Raw genomic sequence first — 19,532 nt, 5'->3', positions numbered from 1 at the left:
CATCACTCAGGACGCGATCAGACGCTTGATCGCGTCCTTGAGCGGCCGGCCGGCTTTCGCATAGCCGTCCCACGCCTTCGATTTTGCGAGCAATCCCGGCACCGTCTTGATCGTGAAGCGCATCGGATCGAGGCCCTTGCGCACCTGCGCCCACGTCAGCGGCATGGACACCGGCGCGCCGGGTCGAGCCCGCGGCGAGAGCGGAGCAACCGCCGTTGCCGTGCGGTCGTTGCGCAGGTAGTCGAGGAAGATCTTCCCGTTCCGCAGCTTCTTGGTCATCGTCGTCAGGTAGCGGTCGGGGCTGTCATGGGCCATCGCCTCGCAGACCGCATGCGCGAACGTCTTGGCCTCGTCCCAGCCGAGCTTGTCCCGGGCGTTGACGACGAGCGGCGTCACGACGTGGAGACCCTTCCCCCCTGTGCTCTTGCAGAACGGCGTGAGCCCGAGCGCTTCGAGGCGGTCACGCAGCTCGCTGGCCGCGGCGACCACCTCGTCGAATGCGACATCCGGCGCGGGATCGAGATCGAACACGAACCGGCCCGGCGTTTCCGGCGCGCCCGGCGCACAGTTCCAGGGATGGAATTCCAGCGCCGCCACCTGGGCCATCGCGACCAGTCCCTCGACGGAGTCGATCTGAATGTAAGGTTCTCGGTCGCCGGCCACCTTGACGAGCGTGACGTGCTCGGACGTTCCTCGCATCGCGTGGCGCTGGAAGAAGGTCTGGCCGCCGAGTCCGTCCGGAGCGCGGACGACGGAGCAGGGCCGCCCGGCGATGTGATCGACCATCCACGCGCCGACGGCCTCGAGATAGCGCGCCAGATCGATCTTGCTGTGCGCGGCCTCGCCTTTGGTCTTGGGCCAAAGCTCCTTGTCGGGATTCGAGATCGTGATGCCGCGCACGACGTTCGGCCCCGTCGCCGCCGCGTTCGACGCAGCCGACGTGCTGGACGATGCGCCGGCGTTGGAATGCCACACGGCATCGGCTTTCGCTTTCGCGGCCTGTCCGAGCATGAACGGCTTCGGCGCGTTGCCCTTGCCTTTCGCGATGTCCGCCATGCTGCGGCCGGATGCAACGGAGCGATCCTGACCGAGAATACCTTCGCCATCGCCGGACTTGGCATAGTCGTCACGATGCTTGATCAGCAGCCAGTTCGTGCGTTTGCCGCCCATCCGGTCGCTCTTCATGCGAACCAGCACCCAGCTTCCCTGCAACTTTGTGCCCGCCAGTACGAACTTGAAATCGCCGTCGCGCAGCGCCTTTGACGGGGAGGCGTCGCCCTCGGGCAGCCAGAAGCCGCGGTCCCACAGCATCACCGTGCCGCCGCCGTATTCGCCTTTGGGGATGGTGCCTTCAAAATCGCCGTAGTCGAGCGGGTGATCTTCGACCTCAACGGCGAGGCGCTTCTCGGACGGGTCGAGCGACGGACCGCGCGTCACCGCCCACGATTTGAAGACGCCATCGACTTCGAGCCGCAGATCGTAGTGCAGCCGCGTGGCGTCATGCTTCTGGATCACGAAGCGGGGATACTTGGCGGCCGAGACGGCGTGTTTGCCGGACGGCTCCGCCGTTTTCTTGAAGTCGCGTTTGGCCCGGTATGTGGAAAGCTTTTTCGCGGCTTTGCCCATCTCCGGATCCGTCTGCCTCTACCTGCTCCGGCGTTGAGCCGCTCAAGCCCGCTTTTTCGTCGTCTTGGCTTTCGGTTTGCTGGGAGCCGGTGACTTGGTGGATTTGGGCGATCCGCTCGCGCCGACGCTCTTCTTGAGCGCCTCCATGAGATCGACGATGTTGCCGCCCTTCGGCCGGTCCTGCTCGTGCGCCACGATCTTGCGGCCCTTGAGCTTGTCCTGGATCAAAGCCTTGAGCGCCGTCTGGTAGTGGTCCTCGAACTTCTCGGGCTTGAACGCCGCCGTCTTCTTGCCGATCAATTGCACGGCGAGATCGACCATTTCCTTGTCGGGCTTGGTGCCGGGAACCTCATCGAAGAAATCGGCTGGCTTCCTGAGCTCGTCTTCGTAGCGCAGCATCTCCATGACGAGGCCGTCGTCCAGCGGCGCGATCGCCACGAGCCATTCGCGGCCCGAGATCGTGATCTGCGCCAGGCCGACCTTGCCCGTCTTTCGCAACGCGTCGCGGATCACGACGTAGCCCTCGCCTGAAAGCTCGTCGGTTGGCGTCACGAAGTAGGGGCGCTCGAAATAGCGGTAGTCGATATCCTCGGCGTCGACGAACTGCACGAGATCGATCGTCTTCTTGCTCTCGAGCTTCACGGCGTCGATATCTTCGGGATCGAGCGTGATGTAGGTGTCCTTGTCGACTTCGTAGCCCTTGACGATGTCGGCGTTGTCGATCTTGCCGATGCCCTGGACGACCTTCTCGTAATTCACCCGCTTGCCGGAGGGCTTGTGGATCTGCCGGAACGAGATGTCCGCTTTCGACTCCACGGCGTTGTAAACCTCGACTCCGATTGTCACGAGAGACAGCCGGAGAAATCCCTTCCAATAGGCGCGGGCGTGCTTGGGCATGACGCGGTACTCACGAGCTTGAGGCCTGCCCCACAACATCTGGGGGTGAGACCATGATAACAACGCCATATGGGCCAGCAAGGTTCAATCTTCTCGGTTTCACTGACGAGCGCGGTTAACGGCAGGCGGCCGCTCCATTTGGCGGGTCGCGTGTTGGCAGGAGGAGAACTGAAGGTTGACCGGAGGGGGCGCTGTTGCAACTCTCCGCGCGACCGAGCCGGGGGGCACCCATGACGACGAGCGACGCAAAACCGGATGACGCGTCCCCCACCGGGACGGAACCCGCTCTGCACCGCGTCATGGGGCCGTGGCTGCTGCTCCTCTTCATCGTCGGAGACATTCTCGGGACCGGCATCTATGCGCTGACCGGCAAGGTGGCGAACCTCGTCGGCGGGGCCGTTTGGCTGCCGTTCCTGATGGCCTTCTTCGTGGCGTTGCTGACGGCCTTCAGCTACCTCGAACTCGTCACGAAATACCCGCGCGCCGCAGGTGCCGCGCTTTATACGCACAAGGCTTTCGGCATCCATTTCATCACCTTCCTGGTCGCCTTCGCGGTCATGGCGTCCGGCATCACGTCGGCCTCCACCGCCTCGCGCGCCTTCGCCGCCAACCTGTCGGACGCCCTCGGCCTCGGGCTCGCCGGCGGCATCGGCATCACCGCCATCGGACTGGCGTTCATGGGCCTCATCGCGGCCGTCAACCTGCGCGGCGTCGGCGAAAGCGTGAAGCTCAACGTGGTGCTCACCGTCGTCGAGCTGACAGGCCTGCTCATCATCATCGTCATCGGCTTCTGGGCCATTGCGGGCGGGCAGGGCGATGTCTCGCGCGTATTCGAGTTCAAGGCTCCCGAAGGCAGCAGCTGGCTTTGGGCGTCCGTCGCCGCCACCACCCTCGCGTTCTTCGCCATGGTGGGCTTCGAGGACAGCGTCAACATGGCGGAGGAAACCGAAGACCCGACGCGCACCTTCCCCAAGATCCTCCTGCTCGGGCTCGTCATCACGGGCACCATCTACGTGCTCGTGTCCATTTCCGCGATCACGCTCGTCCCCCCCGCTGAGCTCGGCGAAGGCGAGACGCCGCTCCTCAAGGTGGTGGCCGCGGGCGCGCCGAACTTCCCGCTCGCCGTGTTTGGCTTCATCACGATGTTCGCGGTCGCCAACAGCGCATTGATCAACATGCTCATGGCGAGCCGGCTGGTCTACGGCATGAGCCGGGAGCACGTGCTGCCGCCCGTGCTCGGCAAGGTCCATCCCACCCGCCGCACGCCGTACGTCGCCATCGGGTTCACAACCCTTCTCGCGTGTGCGCTCGTGACGTTTGTCGGCGAGGTGCCGGCGCTGGGCGGCACGACGGCGTTGTTGCTGATCTGTGTGTTCACTGTCGTGAACGTCGCCGTGCTGATCCTGCGGCGTGACGCGGTCGAGCATAAGCATTTCCGGACGCCGACGGCGCTTCCGGTTTTCGGCGCGGTCTGCTGCGCCTTTCTCGCCGGGCCCTGGACCGGCCGCGATCCGGTGCAATACAAGGTGGCCGGCATGCTCCTCCTAGTCGGTATCGCGCTCTGGTTTGTTACGGTTTGGATCAACCGCAGGAGCGGCGTGCATCCCGCCGATCCGCTGCCGGAAGATCTGAGCGGCCGAGGCACCCGTAACTAGCCGATCCAATTGCGGAACCTCGCATTTTAAGCCGGAACCTAATCCCGGCTCGGCGCGTTGCTTGAGGGCTATCCTCAAATCCTCTCCCAAGGAGACGTGTGATGAAGGACCAAAAACGCACTCCTGCCCAGCAGGGCGGCGCTTCTCAGCGTGACCAGCAGACCCAGAAGGACAAGGACCGTCAGGCCGAGCGGAATAACCCCGGCAACCCGGCGCGGCCCGGCGAGCAGGCCCCGCGCCGCAGTCCGCAGCAGGGTGACAATGTCGATGAAGGTGAGCAGCAGCGTGCTCGCGATGAGCGCCGCGATCAGCATCGCTAGTCATTCGAAAAAACAACAAAAAGACTCGGACTGCAAACTCGTGGGGCCGCGTGAGCGGCCCTGAATTCTGTGCATCGCAGGGCGTCGGCTGCGGGAGGCTACGTATTGGTTCGTGAAAACCTAGTCGGTATAGAAAGTTGACCTCAGACAGCATCGCCCGCAGTCCCGCGGAAAACGCCCAGTCACCCTTGCGGCGTCGGCCCCGTTTCCCGGAGGTTAAAGCGATTAATTCATTCGCCGATCTGATGCGCCGCGCGACGCTACGCGGCCCATCCATCAAACCAAGCGCGGTCAACTCGATCAGTCTCATCGCGCGCTACGGTGCCATCGCTGCGGCGATCGCCGTACTGGCGATCACTTTGCTCGGCCCGCTGCTCACCTCATTGATCGACGACTGGTCGCGCCGCGATGTCGAATCCCGCTCTGCCCTCGTCTTCAATTCTATCGGCGGCCCGCTCTCCGCGATGCTGACGAACGGCGAGGGCGAGCAGATCAAGGCGCTCTTCGAGCGTGTCGTCGCCGATCCGCGCATCGTCGCCGTCGGCGTCTGCCGCGGAGCCAGCACGCCCCAATATGCAACGCCGCTGATGCCGCCCGCCATTTCCTGCGAAAAGATCGCGCGCACGGAGTCCGAAAGCTTCTCGTCGATTACCGTCAACGGCCGCCGCATGTTGATCGGCACATTCCCGCTCGGCACGGAGCCGGCCAGCGGCCACTTCATCGTCGTCCACGACCTGAGCTTTTCCGAGCATCGCGGCCAGGAAGCGCGCACCTACGTCACGATCATGCTGGGCGGCGTCATTCTCGTCGGCGGAGCTCTCGCGGTCGGCCTCGTGCTCTACTTGATCCGCAACTGGATGCGCAGCTTCCGCGAAGCCGTCATCGGCGCCGTCGCCCGGGGCGGGGTGCCGGAAATCGCTGGCTCCATCGGGCCGATGGACAAGGAAGTCCGCCAGATCCTGCGACAGCTCGAGATGAGCCATGTGAACGTCGACCGCGATCAGGCCAATTGGAGCAAGGAGACGCTGCGCGAGATCATGCAGGAACTGCCGGGCGTCGAGGTTCTGGTCGTTGCCAATCGCGAGCCCTACATCCACAACCACGGGGCCGACGGCATCGAGATCCAGACGCCTGCCAGCGGCCTCGTGTCAGCCGTCGAGCCCGTCATGCGTGCGTGCGGCGGGACGTGGATTGCGCACGGCAGCGGCACCGCCGACCGCGACACCGTCGATGCGCACGATCGCATTGGCGTGCCGCCTGAAAATCCCGAATACAACCTGCGCCGCATCTGGATCACGGAGGAGGAGCAGGACGGCTACTATTACGGTCTGGCCAACGAAGGCCTATGGCCGCTCTGCCACATCGCCTTCACGCGGCCGGTGTTCCGGGAAGCCGACTGGCGCACCTACCGCGCCATCAATCAGCGCTTCGCCGATGCTGTGGTCGCGGAGGCGAAGACAAGCGCGCCGATTGTTCTCGTGCAGGATTATCACTTCGCGCTGCTGCCGCGCATGGTGCGCGAGAAACTGCCTGACGCGACCATCATTACGTTCTGGCACATTCCGTGGCCAAACTCGGAGACCTTCGGCATCTTCCCATGGAAAGAGGAGATCATCCACGGCCTGCTTGGCAGCTCGATCATCGGTTTCCACACGCAGTTCCACTGCAACAACTTCCTTGAGACCGTCGACCGCTTCATCGAAAGCCGCATCGATCGCGAACAGGAATCCGTGACGCTACAGGGCCACGAAACGTTTATCCGGCCGTATCCGATTTCCATCGACTGGCCGCCGGCCGGGCTTGTCGGGCAGAAAAGCATCGCCGAGTGCCGGCAAAACGTGCGCGAACGGCTTGGCCTGCCGCAAGATACCAAGCTGGCGGTCGGCATCGAGCGTTTCGACTACACGAAAGGCGTGCTGGACCGCATCCGCGCGGTGGATACCTTGCTCGAGGAGCATCCCGAATGGCGCGGCCGTTTCGTGATCGTCCAAGCCGCGGCGCCCACGCGCAGCAAGCTGCAGACCTACAAGGCCTTGCAGGACGAGGCGCTGGCGCTCGCCGACGAGATCAACGCGAAATACGCCGACGTCACGCCGAAGCCGGTTCAACTCATCATTCGCCATCACGAGCCGCGGGAGGTCTTCGAACTGTTCCGAGCGGCCGATGTCTGTATCGTTTCGAGCCTGCACGATGGCATGAACCTCGTCGCCAAGGAGTTCATTGCCGCGCGCGACGACGAGCAGGGGGTGCTGATGCTGTCGCATTTTGCCGGCGCGTCGCGCGAGCTTGCGGAAGCGCTGATCATCAACCCCTACGATGCCCATGCCACCGGCGAGGTGCTGCACAGCGCGCTCACGATGCCCGAAGCCGAGCAGCACGAACGTATGCGCCTCATGCGTGCCTACGTCAGCTCGCGCAATGTCTATCGCTGGGCGGGACGCATGCTTCTCGACGCCAGCCGCTTGCGTAAAAAGCGGCACATTCTCGAAATCGCCGGCACCGGCGCGCACTAAGGCTGGCACGGACTAAGGCTGAGGCGGATTAAGACTAAGGAGCGTCGGCGCCCGAGCTGCCGAGCAGCGCCGCGACGTGGTCCGCGCACGCCGCGCGCTGGGTGGGGGCAATGTGCAGCCCGGCCTTTGTACGCCGCCACAGCACGTCGTCCGCCGTCAGGGCCCACTCATGATCGCGGAGGTAGAGGACTTCCGCCGCCGTGAGCGCGCTACCGATGGCGGGCCCCAGGTCGCCGTCCGACTGCGCGCCGCCGAGCACAAGATCGGCCCGCGTGCCGTAACGCTGGACGAGACGGCCGAGCGTATCGGGGGAAATGCCGGAGTAGCGGCGAAGCAGCGCCTGCCGATAACCCGCAACACCTCCCGGTCCAAAATCGCCGCCCGGCAGCGGCGCTTGCGCCGTCCATGCCGGACCCATGCCCGGAAACGTCGGCGCGAGGCGCGCGAGAACAGCCTCTGCCAGGCGACGGAACGTGGTGATCTTGCCGCCAATGACGTTGACCAGCGGCGCGCCTCCCGGCGGCTGGATCAGATCGAGCCGGTAATCGCGCGAGACGGCCGAGGCCTTGGCCGTGCCGTCGTCGACCAGCGGCCGCACGCCGGCGAACCGCCACACGATGTCGTCGCGGGCGAGCGGTTGCGCGAAAAACCGCGCCGCCGCGGCCAGCAGATAGTCTTCCTCTTCGGCGCTCGTCAGAAATCCGTCGTCGGGCGTGGAAACAGAAACGTCCGTCGTGCCGATCAGCGTAAAGCGCTGCTCGAAGGGAAGTGCGAACACGACGCGGCCGTCGCCATTCTGCAGGAGGTAGGCGTCGTCCGCCCCCGCGATGCGCGGCACGACGATGTGCGATCCGCGCACGAGCCGCAGTTTCGGCACACGATCCTGAGCGGCCTCGAGTCCCGCGACCTCTGCACACCACGGCCCGGCGGCATTGACGAGGGCCCGCGCACGAACCGTCACCACCCCGACTGGCGAGGAGGCCGTAACCCGCCATTCGTCGCCAACGCGCGCGATCTGCGTGACGGGAGTGCGCGTGCGGATTGATGCACCGCGTTCGCGGGCGTCGAGTGCGGCGGCGATGACAAGGCGCGCATCGTCCGCCCAGCAGTCGTAGTAGGAGAATCCGGAGTGCATCTCGGGCCGCAATGGGCGCCCCGCGGGATCGCGCGTCAGATCCAGCTCGCCGGACGCGGGGATGAGCCGCCGCGCCGCAAGCCGGTCGTAAAGGGCAAGGCCGATCCGCAACAGCGCCCGGGGCCGCATTCCTCTCGCGTGCGGGATCACAAAGCGCAACGGCCAGATGAGATGCGGCGCGCGCTGCAGCAGCACCTCGCGTTCCGCCAGCGCCTCGCGTACCAGCCGGAACTCCCAATGCTCGAGGTAGCGCAATCCGCCGTGAATGAGCTTGGAGCTGGCAGACGATGTGCCGCCGGCCAGATCGCCCTTTTCGAATAAGACCACCTTGAGCCCGCGGCCAGCCGCATCGGCCGCGATGCCCGCGCCGTTGATGCCTCCGCCGATTACCGCCAAGTCGAAGAGTGCGTCGCTCATGGCCCCCGCGCGTCGATCCGCCGTGGAATCACGTTTCAGCACCATACGCGAGGCGAAAGAAAAAGGCCCCCGACGGTCGGCCGAGGGCGCAAAGTTTAAGTCAGGGGAACGAAGCCCGGGCCGTGAGGGTCGATCGCCAGCGTCGGGCTCGGCTGCTCAACAACTGACGATGGTCAAGGGTTCCCCGCGCGGCTCGAAGCTACCGCTTCGGCAAGCCGTGCCCACGCCGATCGCGTGCAGCGTCCGGGGGTTGCATTCGCAAGAAATTCGCTTCGGTGTGGAAGGAGTCGTCGTCTTTCCTCGCAACTCCCATGCAGGCGGCGAGGAGAAAACCTACGGCGCCTCCGATCTGCAGACCGATCAGAAAGTAGGTCATCGAAACCTCCATTTTTCCGCGGCCGTAAACGTCTCAATGCGCGGAGTATGACCCACAAACCATTGAATGGTTGAGATTTAGGAAGCGGAGAGTGAATTCATGTAAACGATCGATGAATGCCCGGCGGGAACCGCCTCCCTCGGCGACGTGTTGTGCATGACCACGCCAAGGAGGCCGCCGTCATGAAAGCTCTCGTCGTCGCCACGATGCTGATCCTTGCCGCGCCGATTGCCATGGCCGAAGACGCGAGCACGTCCGGCCCGGGCGTCGAGCCCGCGCCTGGCGTCGGTAAGACCGAAAAACCACCAACCCTCGATGCAGCCGGGCCGAACATCACCGCGTCCGATCCCGAGAAGGGCTCGCAAAGCTCTGGCGAGAACGCGGCGGACATTGCGAAAGGCGAGCGCGGCGCGGAGCATGGCCAGCGCGACCAGGACAACACCGCCACCCCATCGCAGGACTCGAGCGGCCAGCAAGGCCCGCCCGACACCCGCACCGGCCCGTCGACAAAAAATCCCTGATCTGAGCATCTTGCCGCGGTGAACACCGTGGTTCAGGATGGCGGCCATCCGTGCGGTGAGCGCACGTCCGATCCAGGCTGGAGGCCATGCCATGAGGCGCGCCACGATTGCAGCAATGGCGCTGTCGCAGGTGACGGCCGCGTTTGCCGGGCAGGGCGGAATCCCAAGCGCTGTCTCCGTCGCCCGCGCGACGGCCATTCCGGCCTGCACCGTTTACGTGGATGCGGCCGCAAAAGGCGGCGACGGCACGGCCCAATCGCCACACAAGACGATTGGGCAAGCGCTTGAGGCGGCGGAGTCCGGAGCGGTCATCTGCGTCGCAGAGGGCATCTACGCCGAGCAATTGAAGCCCGGCGAGAAATTTCTGACGCTCGCGGGGGGATTCCAAAGTGGCTCGGGCTTCAAGGTCCGCGACAGCGCCAAATATGCCAGCAAGGCGAAGGGGAAGGGTGGGTCATTCATCCGATATGAAGACCCTGCGCCGAACGGCCAGCTCACCGCGATCGACGGCTTCGACATCAGCGGCTACTCGCAGGCCATCAACCGCGATTTCTACGAGTCGCAACGCTTCGACATCACCAACAATTTCATCCACGACAACACCTGCAGTGATGAAACCCTGGCCGGCGCGGGCGTTGCGCTCGCGAACGTCTCAGGCACGATCAAGGGCAACGTCTTCGCCGCCAACGCGTGCGGCCGGGGTGGAGCGATCTTCCTTAACGACGGCAAGAACGAAAATGAGGTGGCGATCGAAGACAACCTCATCACGGGCAATTCCGGGACAGAAGCCTCGGGCGCCCACGGCGGCGCGCTCTATCTGTTCGGAAACACGCTCACCATCACCGGCAATGCGTTCATCGGCAACAGCGTGACGCAATGGGGGGGCGGGCTTTACATCGGCGCGTTCACGCCCGGCAATCAACCGACCACGGCGACCATGAGCAGGAACCTCTACCGAGGCAACCGCGCCGGTGACGGAGGCGGCGGCTTCTTCTGCGACGATGGCGCGACGTGCATCGCCTCGCACGAAATCTATGACGGCAACTGCGGCGGCAACATCCTGGTCGACGGCGGCTCTAACGGGTCGGGTCCTACGACGACGCGTTTCGATCACATCACCAACGTCGGCGCCCTCGCGCCCGGCTGCAAAGGACCGGGCATCGGATTTTTCATCGACACCTATCAAGGTGTAGCGCCGGATTCGCACACGGTCACCAACGCCATTTTCTGGGGCAACGCCGAGGGCCAGGATTTTGCCGTGGCCTGCGAAAGCGGCTGTGCGCAGTTGAAGGTCAGCGTTTCGCAGTCGATGGTTCAGACGAAATATGCCGATGGCAGCGTGAAAATCGCGTTCGGCGCAGGGATTGTCCCGCCGGCCGATCCAATGTTCGTCGATCCCGCGAAGGGAGATTTCCGGCTGAAGCCCGGTAGCCCCGCGTCGGGAAAAGGCAAGTCAGGAACTGACCTTGGCGCCTTGCAAGGCGGCGGCGCGGCAACCGCGCCACCGTCAGATGCGCCCGATGCAGCCACGCCACGCAGAGACGAGCTTCCCGTGGAAGCGAACACGCCCCCTGCAGAAGAGCCGGCGAGCGACGCCGCGCCAGTTGAACCGGCGAAAAAGACTCCTCCGCCCAAGAAGGCGGACGCGCAACCGAGCCACGCGGAGATCCCCGCCAAGGATGCGTTCGAAGCGGCTAAAGAACTCGGCACGGTAGACGCCTGGACCGCCTTCGTGGAAGCCTACCCCGACGGATTCCGCGCCAACCTCGCCCGCGCCTATCTCAAGAAGCTCGGCGCAAAGTAGCAGCGACGCAGCAGGAGCCTCGCGTCCGCCACGCGACCCATCACGAGGGCTTGGGCAACATGCGATCGCTGATGATGCGGCGCTGGATCTCGCTCGTGCCTTCGAAGATCGTCGTCAGCCGCGCATCCCGCCAATAGCGCTCGACCCGCCGTTCGGTCGTGTAGCCGTTGCCGCCGTGCAATTGCATGGCCTGATTGGTGACGCGCACGGCCATCTCCGTCGCCAGCAGCTTCACCTGCGCCGATTCCGCCTCCGCAGCCTCGCCCTGGTCCAACAAGTGCGCGACCTGCTGCCAGAACGCGCGCGCCTGGGCCACCTCGGCCGCCATGTCCGCGAGCGCGAACCGCAGCGCCTGGAAGTCGCCGATCGGATGGCCGAACTGCTCGCGCTCCTGCAGATACACCCAGGTGTCTTCGAGCGCGCCCTGCGCGACGCCGACCGCGCGCGCGGCCGTATGCACACGGGCGATGTTGAGGCCGCGCTGCACGGCTGCGAAGCCGCCTGAGTCCGCGTCCGCCCCGCCGTCGCCGTAGAGCCCCGTCAGCCGGTCGCCCTCGGGCACGCGCACCCCGTCGAGCTCGAGATGCCAGGTGAGGAAGCCGTGGTAGCCGATCTTGTCGATGACGTGCCCCGTCATGCGCTCGGGGAACGTGCCGGGCGTCTTGACCACGAGGAACGGCTCGAGTCCCGCCGAGCGGGGTTCGCCGTCCTCAGGATCGCGCGTCCGCGCCAGCACTTCGATGAAATCCGCCGCGAGCGCAAAGCCCGCCCAACGCTTGGTGCCGGTAAGCACCCAGTGATCGCCGTCGCGCACGGCGCGCGTCTCGACGCCGGCGAGATCGGATCCGGCCGTCGGCTCGGAGAGCGCGATGCCGCCGATCCATTGTCCCTTCGCCGAGCGTTTCAGCAGATCGCGCCGCCGCTCGTCGTCGAGCGTCTGCGTGCCAAGCCCCTGGCCGCGCGCCAGGATGCTGCCGACGGAGAGCCATGCGCGCGCAAGCTCTTCCGACACGAGGCAGTACTCGAACACGCCGAGACCGAGACCGCCATGCTCGGCGGGAATGGTGATGCCGAACCACCCCTTGGCGGCCATCTGCTCGATGAGCGCGCGGGGCATCTCGGCTTTCTGCGGATCGAGCGTGTCCGCGATCGGCAGCACCACGTCACGTGCGAAGGCGCGTGCCTCGGCTTGAAGCGCCACGCGCGTCTCGGTCTTCCACGGTGACATCAACTCGGCGGGTCGAGGATTAACGCTAGGATCGCGCGTCTCGATGTTCGGCATGCAACCTCTCGGAAGGTGAAATCAATTCCGGCGCAGGGGCCGGGCGGATTGCGCCGCAGGCACCCGAACACCCGCCTGGGATGCTGGTCTCGCGTTCGGGGGTGGAGGGCATTGAGGCGGGTGCGGTTGGGCGGGCAAGTGACGGCCAATGAAACTCCCGAGCCGCATCTGCGTTCCATAACGGCTGACTGCACAAAGGAAAACGCGATGGACAATCCCGACGAAACGACAGCCTTGATCTCCGCCGGCAAGGTGACGGGCACCCCCGTCTTCAACACCGGCGGCGAACAGCTTGGCGAGATCTACGATGTGATGCTCGACAAGAGGTCGGGTCGCATCGCCTATGCCATCATGTCATTCGGCGGCGTGCTCGGCATCGGACTGCGCTACCATCCGCTGCCCTGGGACTCGTTGAAGTACGACACCCGCCAGCAGGGATACGTCGTCGGTCTGACGATCGCGGAGCTCGAGGAGGCGCCGGAATTCGACGTGGCCGTCACGCCGCTATGGGCCGCCGGTGCAGTCTAGCGGCAACGCTGCGCGACGCGGGTTAGAGCAGACGCGTGTTAGAGCAACTGAATGTCCTGGGCGCGAACGACGATGCTCGTCTGTTTGAAGGCCCGTTCGAGACCTTTGCGATACTTTCCCCACCACTTGGGATCCAGCGTCCCCACCATGACCTCGATGACGACGATGTCGTCTTCGCTGGCCGGATGCTCCCCCGGCTTCCATTGCCCCTCGGCCGGCGTGCGCGTGAACGACGTCACGCCGCCGAAGAGGTCGGTCAACTCGGCCGCAACCGCTTCGTACTTGGATTTCGGGAATCCCCGTCCCTTGGCGTCGTGAAGCGGCAGAAGAATTTGCACGAGGTGCATGGGGTGACGTCCTGTCCTCAAGGCATTTGCAAAACAACTGAGACCGGTGCGTGATCGCTTGCGCCCTCCATGCCCCGCACGGCGCGGTCAACACGCGCGCTGACGAGCCGGGACGCAAGCTCGGGGCTCAGAAGGATATGGTCGAGGCGCAGGCCCGCGTTCCGCTCCCACCGTTTCCGCAGATAGTGCCAGAAGGTATAGACCCGCTCGTCGCCGTGCAGGGCCCGCACCGCATCGGTCCAGCCTTGGTTCAGCAGCCGGGCATAGGCGGCGCGGCTTTTGGGCTGCACGAGTGCATCGTCGTCCCACGACTTGGTTGGATAGATGTCGATGTCGGTCGGCGCGACGTTGAAGTCGCCGGCCAGCACGACCGGCGCGCCCGAGCGCAGCAGCCTGCGGGCGTGAGCGTTCAGCCGCCGGAACCAGGCCAGCTTGTAGTCGAACTTGGGACCCGGCTGGGGATTGCCGTTCGGCAGGTAGAGGCTGCAGATCAGAATGCCGCCCACGGCCGCCTCGATATAACGGGCCTGCTGATCGTGCGCATCGCCGGGAAGCGCCGTGCGGGTGACGATGGGCTCCCCCCGCCGGGACAGAATGGCGACCCCGTTCCACGTTTTCTGCCCCTGCCACACGGCCTCGTATCCCGCCTCTCGCAATTCCGCGGCGGGAAACTGATCATGCGCCGCCTTGAGTTCCTGGAGGCAGACCACGTCGGGCGTGGCGGCCTTCAGCCAGCTCAGCAAGTTCGGCAAACGCCGGTTGATGTTGTTGATGTTGAAGGTCGCGACCGTGAGCGTCGCGGCCCTCGGCTGTCTCTTGGTCGGCTTGGCCCGGCGTATGCCCACGCTGCCTCACATCGGAAGTTCCAGCTCCGGCATCACCCTAGCAGGCTCTGCCGGGGACTGCTGCTCGCGGCGCGAGGCCGGTGCCGGGAAAAATCGGCAATCCGCCAATCGGTTGACCGGCGCAGTCATCGGGAAGAGCGCCGGTTCGGCCGCGCGGCTTGACGAGAGCGGGAATCTCAGCCCTTCACTGAGACGTCTTACAGGATCGTTAAGCGGGAACGCTGCGAAGATCCGCACGAGCCGAGTTTTTCGAAAAGCCAGAAAGGCACTGACACCATGATCAATGACAAGCGCTATTACATTCCAGCTCTCGCACCGGTTTACGGCTCGTTCCACGAGATCGCAGAGACGCTGCTGAGGGTCTTTGTCGGCTTCCTGCTGGTGCTGCACGGCGCACCCAAATTCGGGAATCTCGACGGCGTGATCGGAATGGTCGAAAGCCTGGGCTTTTATCCCGGCGGCGTGTGGGCGCCGCTGCTGGCCGCCACGGAAACCATCGGCGGTTTGCTGCTGATCATCGGCCTCTTCACCCGGCCCGCCGCCTTCGCCACCATGATCGTGCTGCTGGTGACGGTCTACTTCCACTGGGTCTTCAAGGCCGAAGGATTCGGCGGCGCTGAAAAGTCCCTGATCTGGGCGGCCGTGCTGTTCTTCTTCGTCATTCGAGGCGGGAACGCCCACTCGGTCGACGCAAAGCTCGGCCGAGAATTCTAGTCCGCACAACGGAAACGGCGGCGATGCGTTCGCCGCCGTTGTTTTGCGATCAGGCCGCTTCTTTCGTCTCAGGTGTCCCGCGACCTTCGCGGAGCCGCTGGAACACGACGTACAGCATCGGGATGAGGAAAATTCCGAACACCGACGCGAAGGCCATGCCCGCGAGCACGGGAATGCCGACCGCGATCATGCTGTCTGCGCCGGGACCCGTCGCAATCACGAGCGGCACAAGTCCCATGATGAACGCGATGCTCGTCATCATCACCGGCCGGAAGCGCAGGCGCGCGCCGTCGACCGCGGATTCCAGCAGCGTATCGCCGGCCGCCCGCCGTTCGATCGAGAACGCGATGATGAGGATGGCGTTCTTCGCTGCCAGCGCGATCAGCACGACGATGCCGATCTGGACGTACAGGGTAAAGCTTTCTCCCAGCATCCAGAGCGTACCAACCGCGCCCATGATCGACACCAGCACCGACAGCAGCACCGGAATTGGAATGTTCCAGCTCTCGTAAAGCGCGACCAGAAAGAGGTAGGCGAACAGCAGCGCGAGCCCGATCACGATCGGCGTCTGCCCCGCCGATTGAAGCTGCTCGAGCGCCTGTCCCGTCCACTCGAACGCATAGCCGCCCGGCAAGCTGGCGTTGGACACCGCGGCCATCCCATCGATGGCCTCGCTCGGCCCGCGCCCCGCACCGGACGAGCCGTTGATCGGCACCGCGCGATAGTTGTTGTAGCGCGTGAGTGTGCGCGGCCCGACCTCGAGCTTGGCGACCGCGATGGCGGACAGCGGCGTCATTTCTCCTGCGGCGTTTTTGACGTAGATGCCCGAGATGTCGTTGATCGATCCCCGGAACGCCTGCTCGGCCTGCAACTGCACCGTCCAGGTTCGGCCGAACAGGTTGAAGTCGTTGACGTAGTAGCCGCCGAGCGTTGCCTGCAGCGCGGTGAAGACGTCCGACAGGTTGATGTTCAGCGCTCGCGTCTTGTCGCGATCGATGTCGAGCCGGATCTGCGGCGTCTCGGCTTCGAACGTGGAGAACACGCTGGAAAGCTCCGGCCGCTGGTTCGCCTCCACGATCAGCCCGCGCATGACGGCGGCCATTTCGGACGCGCCCTGTCCTCTGAGAGCTTCGAGCATGTATTCGAAACCGCCGACCTGGCCGATGCCGGAAATGGCCGGAGGGTTGAGCGGGATGAGGCGCCCCTCGGAGACAGCAGCGAGCGCGCCGAACAGGCGGCGCACGACGGCGGTCGAGTGCATGTCGCGTGAGGTGCGCACGTCGTAGGGTTTGAGGCGCACGAACATCACGCCGGCGTTCGACGCCGCGCCGCCGCCGAGGAAGTCGAGTCCGAGGATGGTGGTGACGGCATCGACCGCCGGATCCTTGCGGATGATCGCCTCGGCTTTTCGCGCCGCATCCGAGGTCCGGTTCAGCGAGGCGCCGGCCGGAAGGTTCAGCACCGTCATGATGAAGCCCTTGTCTTCATCGGGAAGGAACCCTGACGGCGTTTTCGCGAACACGAAATAGGTGACGCCCGCGATGGCGACGAGCGCCACGAGGCTCATCGCCGAATAGGTCACGAGCCGCCGCACGACCGCAGCGTATCCGTCGGCAACGCGGTCGATGGATTTCGTGATCCGGCCCATGATGCCGGTCGGATGGCCGGGCTTCAGCATCACCGCGCAAAGTGCCGGCGTGAGCGTGAGCGCGTTGATCGCGGAGATCACCATGGCCGCCGAGATCGTGACCGCGAATTGCCGGAACAGCACGCCGGACGAACCCGGCAGGAACGCGATCGGCACGAACACGGACAGCAGCACGAGCGTGATGGCGATCACCGGCCCGGCGATTTCCGTCATCGCCTTGTGCGTTGCTTCCGCCGGTGTGAGGTCCGGCTCCTCGTGCATCACGCGCTCGACGTTCTCGACCACGATGATCGCGTCGTCGACGACGATGCCGATGGCGAGCACAAGCGCCAGCAGCGAGATGGTGTTCGCCGAATAGCCGAGCGCCAGCAGAACGGCGAACGTGCCGATGATGGCGACCGGGACGGCGATCAGCGGGATGAACGTCGGCCTGAAACGGCCGAGGAAGACGAATACGACGATGGCGACGAGCACGAACGCTTCAAACAGCGTGTGGACGACCTTCAAGATCATCGCGTCCACGAATTCAGCGGTGTTGTAGACGTAGGCGAATTCGACGCCCTGCGGGAAGCGGGTCTGCAGCTCTTCGAGCCGCTTCGAGACCGCGGCCGCGACGCTGACGGCGTTCGCACCCGGCGAAAGGTAGACGCCGATGGGCGCGGCCGGATGGCCCTCGTAACGGGCTTCGGAGTCGAACGTCTCCCCCGCCAGTTCCACCCGCGCGATATCCTTCACGCGCACGAACGACCCATCGCTGGCCGCCCGCACGATGATGTTTTCGAATTCCTCGACCGAGACGAGGCGGCCCTTGGTTGTCACCGTGAGCTGCAGGCGCTGATCGGCGGAGAGCGGCGCGGCGCCGATGCGGCCGGCGGCGGCCTGCACGTTCTGCGACTGGATGGCCGTGATCACGTCCTGCGCTGACAAGCCGAAATTGCCGAGCTTGGTCGGATTGATCCAGATGCGCATCGCATAGTCGCGCGATCCGAAGATCGAGGCGTCGCCCACGCCCGACACGCGCTTGATCTCGTCGAGAATGTTGAGCGTGACGAAGTTGGACAGAAAGAGCTGATCCTTGTCCTTGTCTTTCGAATAGAACAGGAAAACCTGCAGCAGATCCGTCGAGCGCTTGGCGATCGTAAGGCCGGTACGCCGCACCTCCTCGGGCAGTTTCGCGGTCGCGAGGTTCGCCCGGTTCTGGACGTTGACCGTCGCGATGTCCGGGTTCTCCGAAAGATCGAACGAAACCGTGAGCGAATAGGAGCCGTCGTTGGCCGAGGTCGACCGCATGTAGCGCATGCCCGAGACGCCATTGATCGCGTTTTCGAGCGGCTGGGCGATGCTCTCTTCCACCGTGTTCGCGTCCGCGCCCGCATACATGGCGCTGACGCTCACCGTCGGCGGTGCAATCTCGGGATACTGGGCGACCGGGATGACGGTGATGGCGATGAGGCCCGCCAGCGTCATCACGATCGAGATGACCATGGCCAGCCGCGGACGGCGGATGAAGACATCGAAGATCATGGTGCGATCGGGCCCGTGGTGGCGAGGGTGTCGGTTGCAATCTGGGCGTCGACGACGATCCCAGGCCGGACTTTCTGCTGGCCGCTCGTGATGACGCGATCACCCGGAACGAGCCCGTCGAGCACGATAATCTGCGCGCCGTGCTGGTCCCCGAGCTTGACGCGCTTGGCCACCACCTTGTCGTCCTTGTCGACCGCGAGAACGTACGCGCCCTGCTGATCGAGGATGATGGCGGATTGGGAGATCACCATGCGCTCCTCCGGCTTCTTGTTGACCACCTGTACTCCGACGATCTGCTGATCGACCAGCAGGCGCTGGGGATTGGGGAACGAGCCGCGCACGACCAGCGAGTCCGTTTGCGGATTGGCCTCGACGTCCGAGAACGCGATCTTGCCGTCCTGGTCGTAGGTGGTGCCGTCCGGCAATTTCAGCCGCACCACCACGCTGTCTTTGGAAACGCCCTCGCGCCGCACGCTCAGGAAAAGCCGCTGCGGAACGGGAAAGGCCACGTACATCGGATCCTGCCGGACGAGCGTGACGAGCGGGTCGCTGGTCGGGCCGACGTATTCGCCGACGGAATACGTCGCGCGCCCGGCAGCGCCGGCCATCGGCGCGCGGATCTCGGTGTAGCCGAGGTTGAGCTTGGCGGTCGTGACGGTCGCCTTCTGCGCTTCCACGTTGGCCTTTGCCTGGGCCAGCTGCGAGCCGGCCTGGTCCAGCGCCGCTTGCGAGGACGTGCCCCGCTCGGCGAGAGGCCGCGTGCGGTCATACGTGAGTTGGGCCAGCGAGAGCGCCGCTTCGGCGTTCGCGAGGTTGGCTTCGGCGAGGGCAAGCGCCGCCTCGTAAGGCTCTCGTTCGAGCTGGAACAGCAACTGTCCCTCGGCGACCTCGCTGCCTTCGTCGAAACCGCGCTGCTTGATGAAGCCCGCGACGCGCGCGCGGAGCGTGACTTTGTCGATGGCTTGCACGCGCCCGGTGAAGGCCGATTGGTCGGTGATGTCGCGCATCTGCGCGATCTCGACAATGACGCTCGGCGGCGGCGCGGCGGCCCCGGTGCCGGGCGCCTGCGCGCCGGCGGGGCACGTCAGCGCGGCAAGCAGCAGAACGGGGAGAAAAGCTGAATGACTGATCTTTGAAGAAGTGGGCCGCCAAAAACAGTGCAGGCTGCGAACCATTCGTGACGTCATCGAATTTGTCCTCAAGCAGTAAGCCCTCAAGCAGTAAGCCCTCAAGCAGCAAGCCCTCAAGCAGCAAGCCCCAGGCAGCAAGCCCAGGCAGCAAGCCAAGTGCGGCCACCACGGAAGAGGCGCACAGCGGCACGTTAGCAAGTCGCGCCCTCCCTGCCATAAAATTCGGTCGCGACGGTGCGACTTAACGGAC

General features: G+C 64.9%; 15 protein-coding genes. 7 read left to right on the top strand and 8 right to left on the bottom strand.

Annotation, left to right across the window (positions count from 1 at the left end):
- Window positions 1-6: 6 nt before the first annotated feature.
- Window positions 7-1,626, bottom strand: a complete 1,620-nt coding sequence (gene ligD, locus ACTIFK_RS09455; RefSeq protein ID WP_439542819.1) for a non-homologous end-joining DNA ligase — start codon at window positions 1,624-1,626, stop codon at window positions 7-9.
- Window positions 1,627-1,668: 42 nt separating this feature from the next.
- On the bottom strand, window positions 1,669-2,523 hold the full coding sequence (locus ACTIFK_RS09450) for a Ku protein (RefSeq protein WP_439542818.1): 855 nt from the start codon (window positions 2,521-2,523) through the stop codon (window positions 1,669-1,671).
- A 230-nt stretch (window positions 2,524-2,753) separates the two neighbouring features.
- Here ACTIFK_RS09450 and ACTIFK_RS09445 point away from each other — a divergent pair, with 230 nt between their 5' ends.
- The 3 genes from ACTIFK_RS09445 to ACTIFK_RS09435 all read left to right on the top strand — a co-directional run bounded on the left by ACTIFK_RS09445 (window position 2,754) and on the right by ACTIFK_RS09435 (window position 7,011).
- The gene (locus tag ACTIFK_RS09445; RefSeq protein ID WP_439542817.1) at window positions 2,754-4,178 is read left to right on the top strand and encodes an APC family permease; all 1,425 of its coding nucleotides are present in this window, start codon (window positions 2,754-2,756) and stop codon (window positions 4,176-4,178) included.
- A 101-nt stretch (window positions 4,179-4,279) separates the two neighbouring features.
- Complete coding sequence (locus tag ACTIFK_RS09440) at window positions 4,280-4,498, top strand: hypothetical protein (protein ID WP_439542816.1); 219 nt, start codon at window positions 4,280-4,282, stop codon at window positions 4,496-4,498.
- A 245-nt stretch (window positions 4,499-4,743) separates the two neighbouring features.
- Entirely contained in the window at window positions 4,744-7,011 is a 2,268-nt protein-coding gene (locus ACTIFK_RS09435; protein WP_439542815.1) for an alpha,alpha-trehalose-phosphate synthase (UDP-forming), read from the top strand.
- A 34-nt stretch (window positions 7,012-7,045) separates the two neighbouring features.
- On the opposite strand, the gene glpD is transcribed toward ACTIFK_RS09435, so the two are convergent.
- Window positions 7,046-8,563 carry a glycerol-3-phosphate dehydrogenase gene (gene glpD / locus ACTIFK_RS09430; protein ID WP_439542814.1) on the bottom strand — a complete coding sequence of 506 codons (1,518 nt, stop codon included), beginning with the start codon at window positions 8,561-8,563 and terminating at the stop codon, window positions 7,046-7,048.
- Between the two features lie 558 nt (window positions 8,564-9,121).
- Between glpD and ACTIFK_RS09425 the strand changes: the two genes are divergently transcribed.
- Together ACTIFK_RS09425 and ACTIFK_RS09420 are read left to right on the top strand one after the other, a co-directional pair.
- Window positions 9,122-9,460 carry a hypothetical protein gene (locus ACTIFK_RS09425; RefSeq protein WP_439542813.1) on the top strand — a complete coding sequence of 113 codons (339 nt, stop codon included), beginning with the start codon at window positions 9,122-9,124 and terminating at the stop codon, window positions 9,458-9,460.
- Between the two features lie 91 nt (window positions 9,461-9,551).
- The gene (locus ACTIFK_RS09420) at window positions 9,552-11,264 is read left to right on the top strand and encodes a DUF1565 domain-containing protein (RefSeq protein WP_439542812.1); all 1,713 of its coding nucleotides are present in this window, start codon (window positions 9,552-9,554) and stop codon (window positions 11,262-11,264) included.
- A gap of 40 nt (window positions 11,265-11,304) precedes the next feature.
- Here the strand turns inward: ACTIFK_RS09420 and ACTIFK_RS09415 are convergent, their stop codons facing one another.
- On the bottom strand, window positions 11,305-12,546 hold the full coding sequence (locus ACTIFK_RS09415) for an acyl-CoA dehydrogenase family protein (protein WP_439542811.1): 1,242 nt from the start codon (window positions 12,544-12,546) through the stop codon (window positions 11,305-11,307).
- Window positions 12,547-12,753: 207 nt separating this feature from the next.
- Between ACTIFK_RS09415 and ACTIFK_RS09410 the strand changes: the two genes are divergently transcribed.
- Window positions 12,754-13,074 (top strand): PRC-barrel domain-containing protein, encoded by a 321-nt coding sequence (locus ACTIFK_RS09410; RefSeq protein WP_439542810.1) that lies wholly within the window; start codon window positions 12,754-12,756, stop codon window positions 13,072-13,074.
- A 38-nt stretch (window positions 13,075-13,112) separates the two neighbouring features.
- Here the strand turns inward: ACTIFK_RS09410 and ACTIFK_RS09405 are convergent, their stop codons facing one another.
- Window positions 13,113-13,421, bottom strand: coding sequence for a hypothetical protein (locus tag ACTIFK_RS09405; RefSeq protein ID WP_439542809.1), 309 nt, complete (start codon window positions 13,419-13,421; stop codon window positions 13,113-13,115).
- 17 nt (window positions 13,422-13,438) lie between these two features.
- Window positions 13,439-14,266, bottom strand: a complete 828-nt coding sequence (gene xth, locus ACTIFK_RS09400) for an exodeoxyribonuclease III (protein ID WP_439542808.1) — start codon at window positions 14,264-14,266, stop codon at window positions 13,439-13,441.
- Window positions 14,267-14,542: 276 nt separating this feature from the next.
- Between xth and ACTIFK_RS09395 the strand changes: the two genes are divergently transcribed.
- Window positions 14,543-14,980, top strand: coding sequence for a DoxX family protein (locus ACTIFK_RS09395; protein ID WP_439542807.1), 438 nt, complete (start codon window positions 14,543-14,545; stop codon window positions 14,978-14,980).
- A gap of 49 nt (window positions 14,981-15,029) precedes the next feature.
- On the opposite strand, the gene ACTIFK_RS09390 is transcribed toward ACTIFK_RS09395, so the two are convergent.
- Both ACTIFK_RS09390 and ACTIFK_RS09385 read right to left on the bottom strand, forming a co-directional pair.
- Window positions 15,030-18,152 carry an efflux RND transporter permease subunit gene (locus tag ACTIFK_RS09390; RefSeq protein WP_439542806.1) on the bottom strand — a complete coding sequence of 1,041 codons (3,123 nt, stop codon included), beginning with the start codon at window positions 18,150-18,152 and terminating at the stop codon, window positions 15,030-15,032.
- Window positions 18,149-19,339, bottom strand: a complete 1,191-nt coding sequence (locus ACTIFK_RS09385) for an efflux RND transporter periplasmic adaptor subunit (protein WP_439542805.1) — start codon at window positions 19,337-19,339, stop codon at window positions 18,149-18,151. Before ACTIFK_RS09385 ends, ACTIFK_RS09390 begins: the two co-directional genes overlap by 4 nt.
- Between the last annotated feature and the right edge of the window lie 193 nt (window positions 19,340-19,532).

The sequence above is a fragment of the Hyphomicrobium sp. genome (assembly GCF_051860585.1).
Lineage (GTDB): Bacteria > Pseudomonadota > Alphaproteobacteria > Rhizobiales > Hyphomicrobiaceae > Hyphomicrobium_C.
Note: the sequence above shows the minus strand (reverse complement) of the source record. Positions and strands in the feature narration are given on the sequence as shown.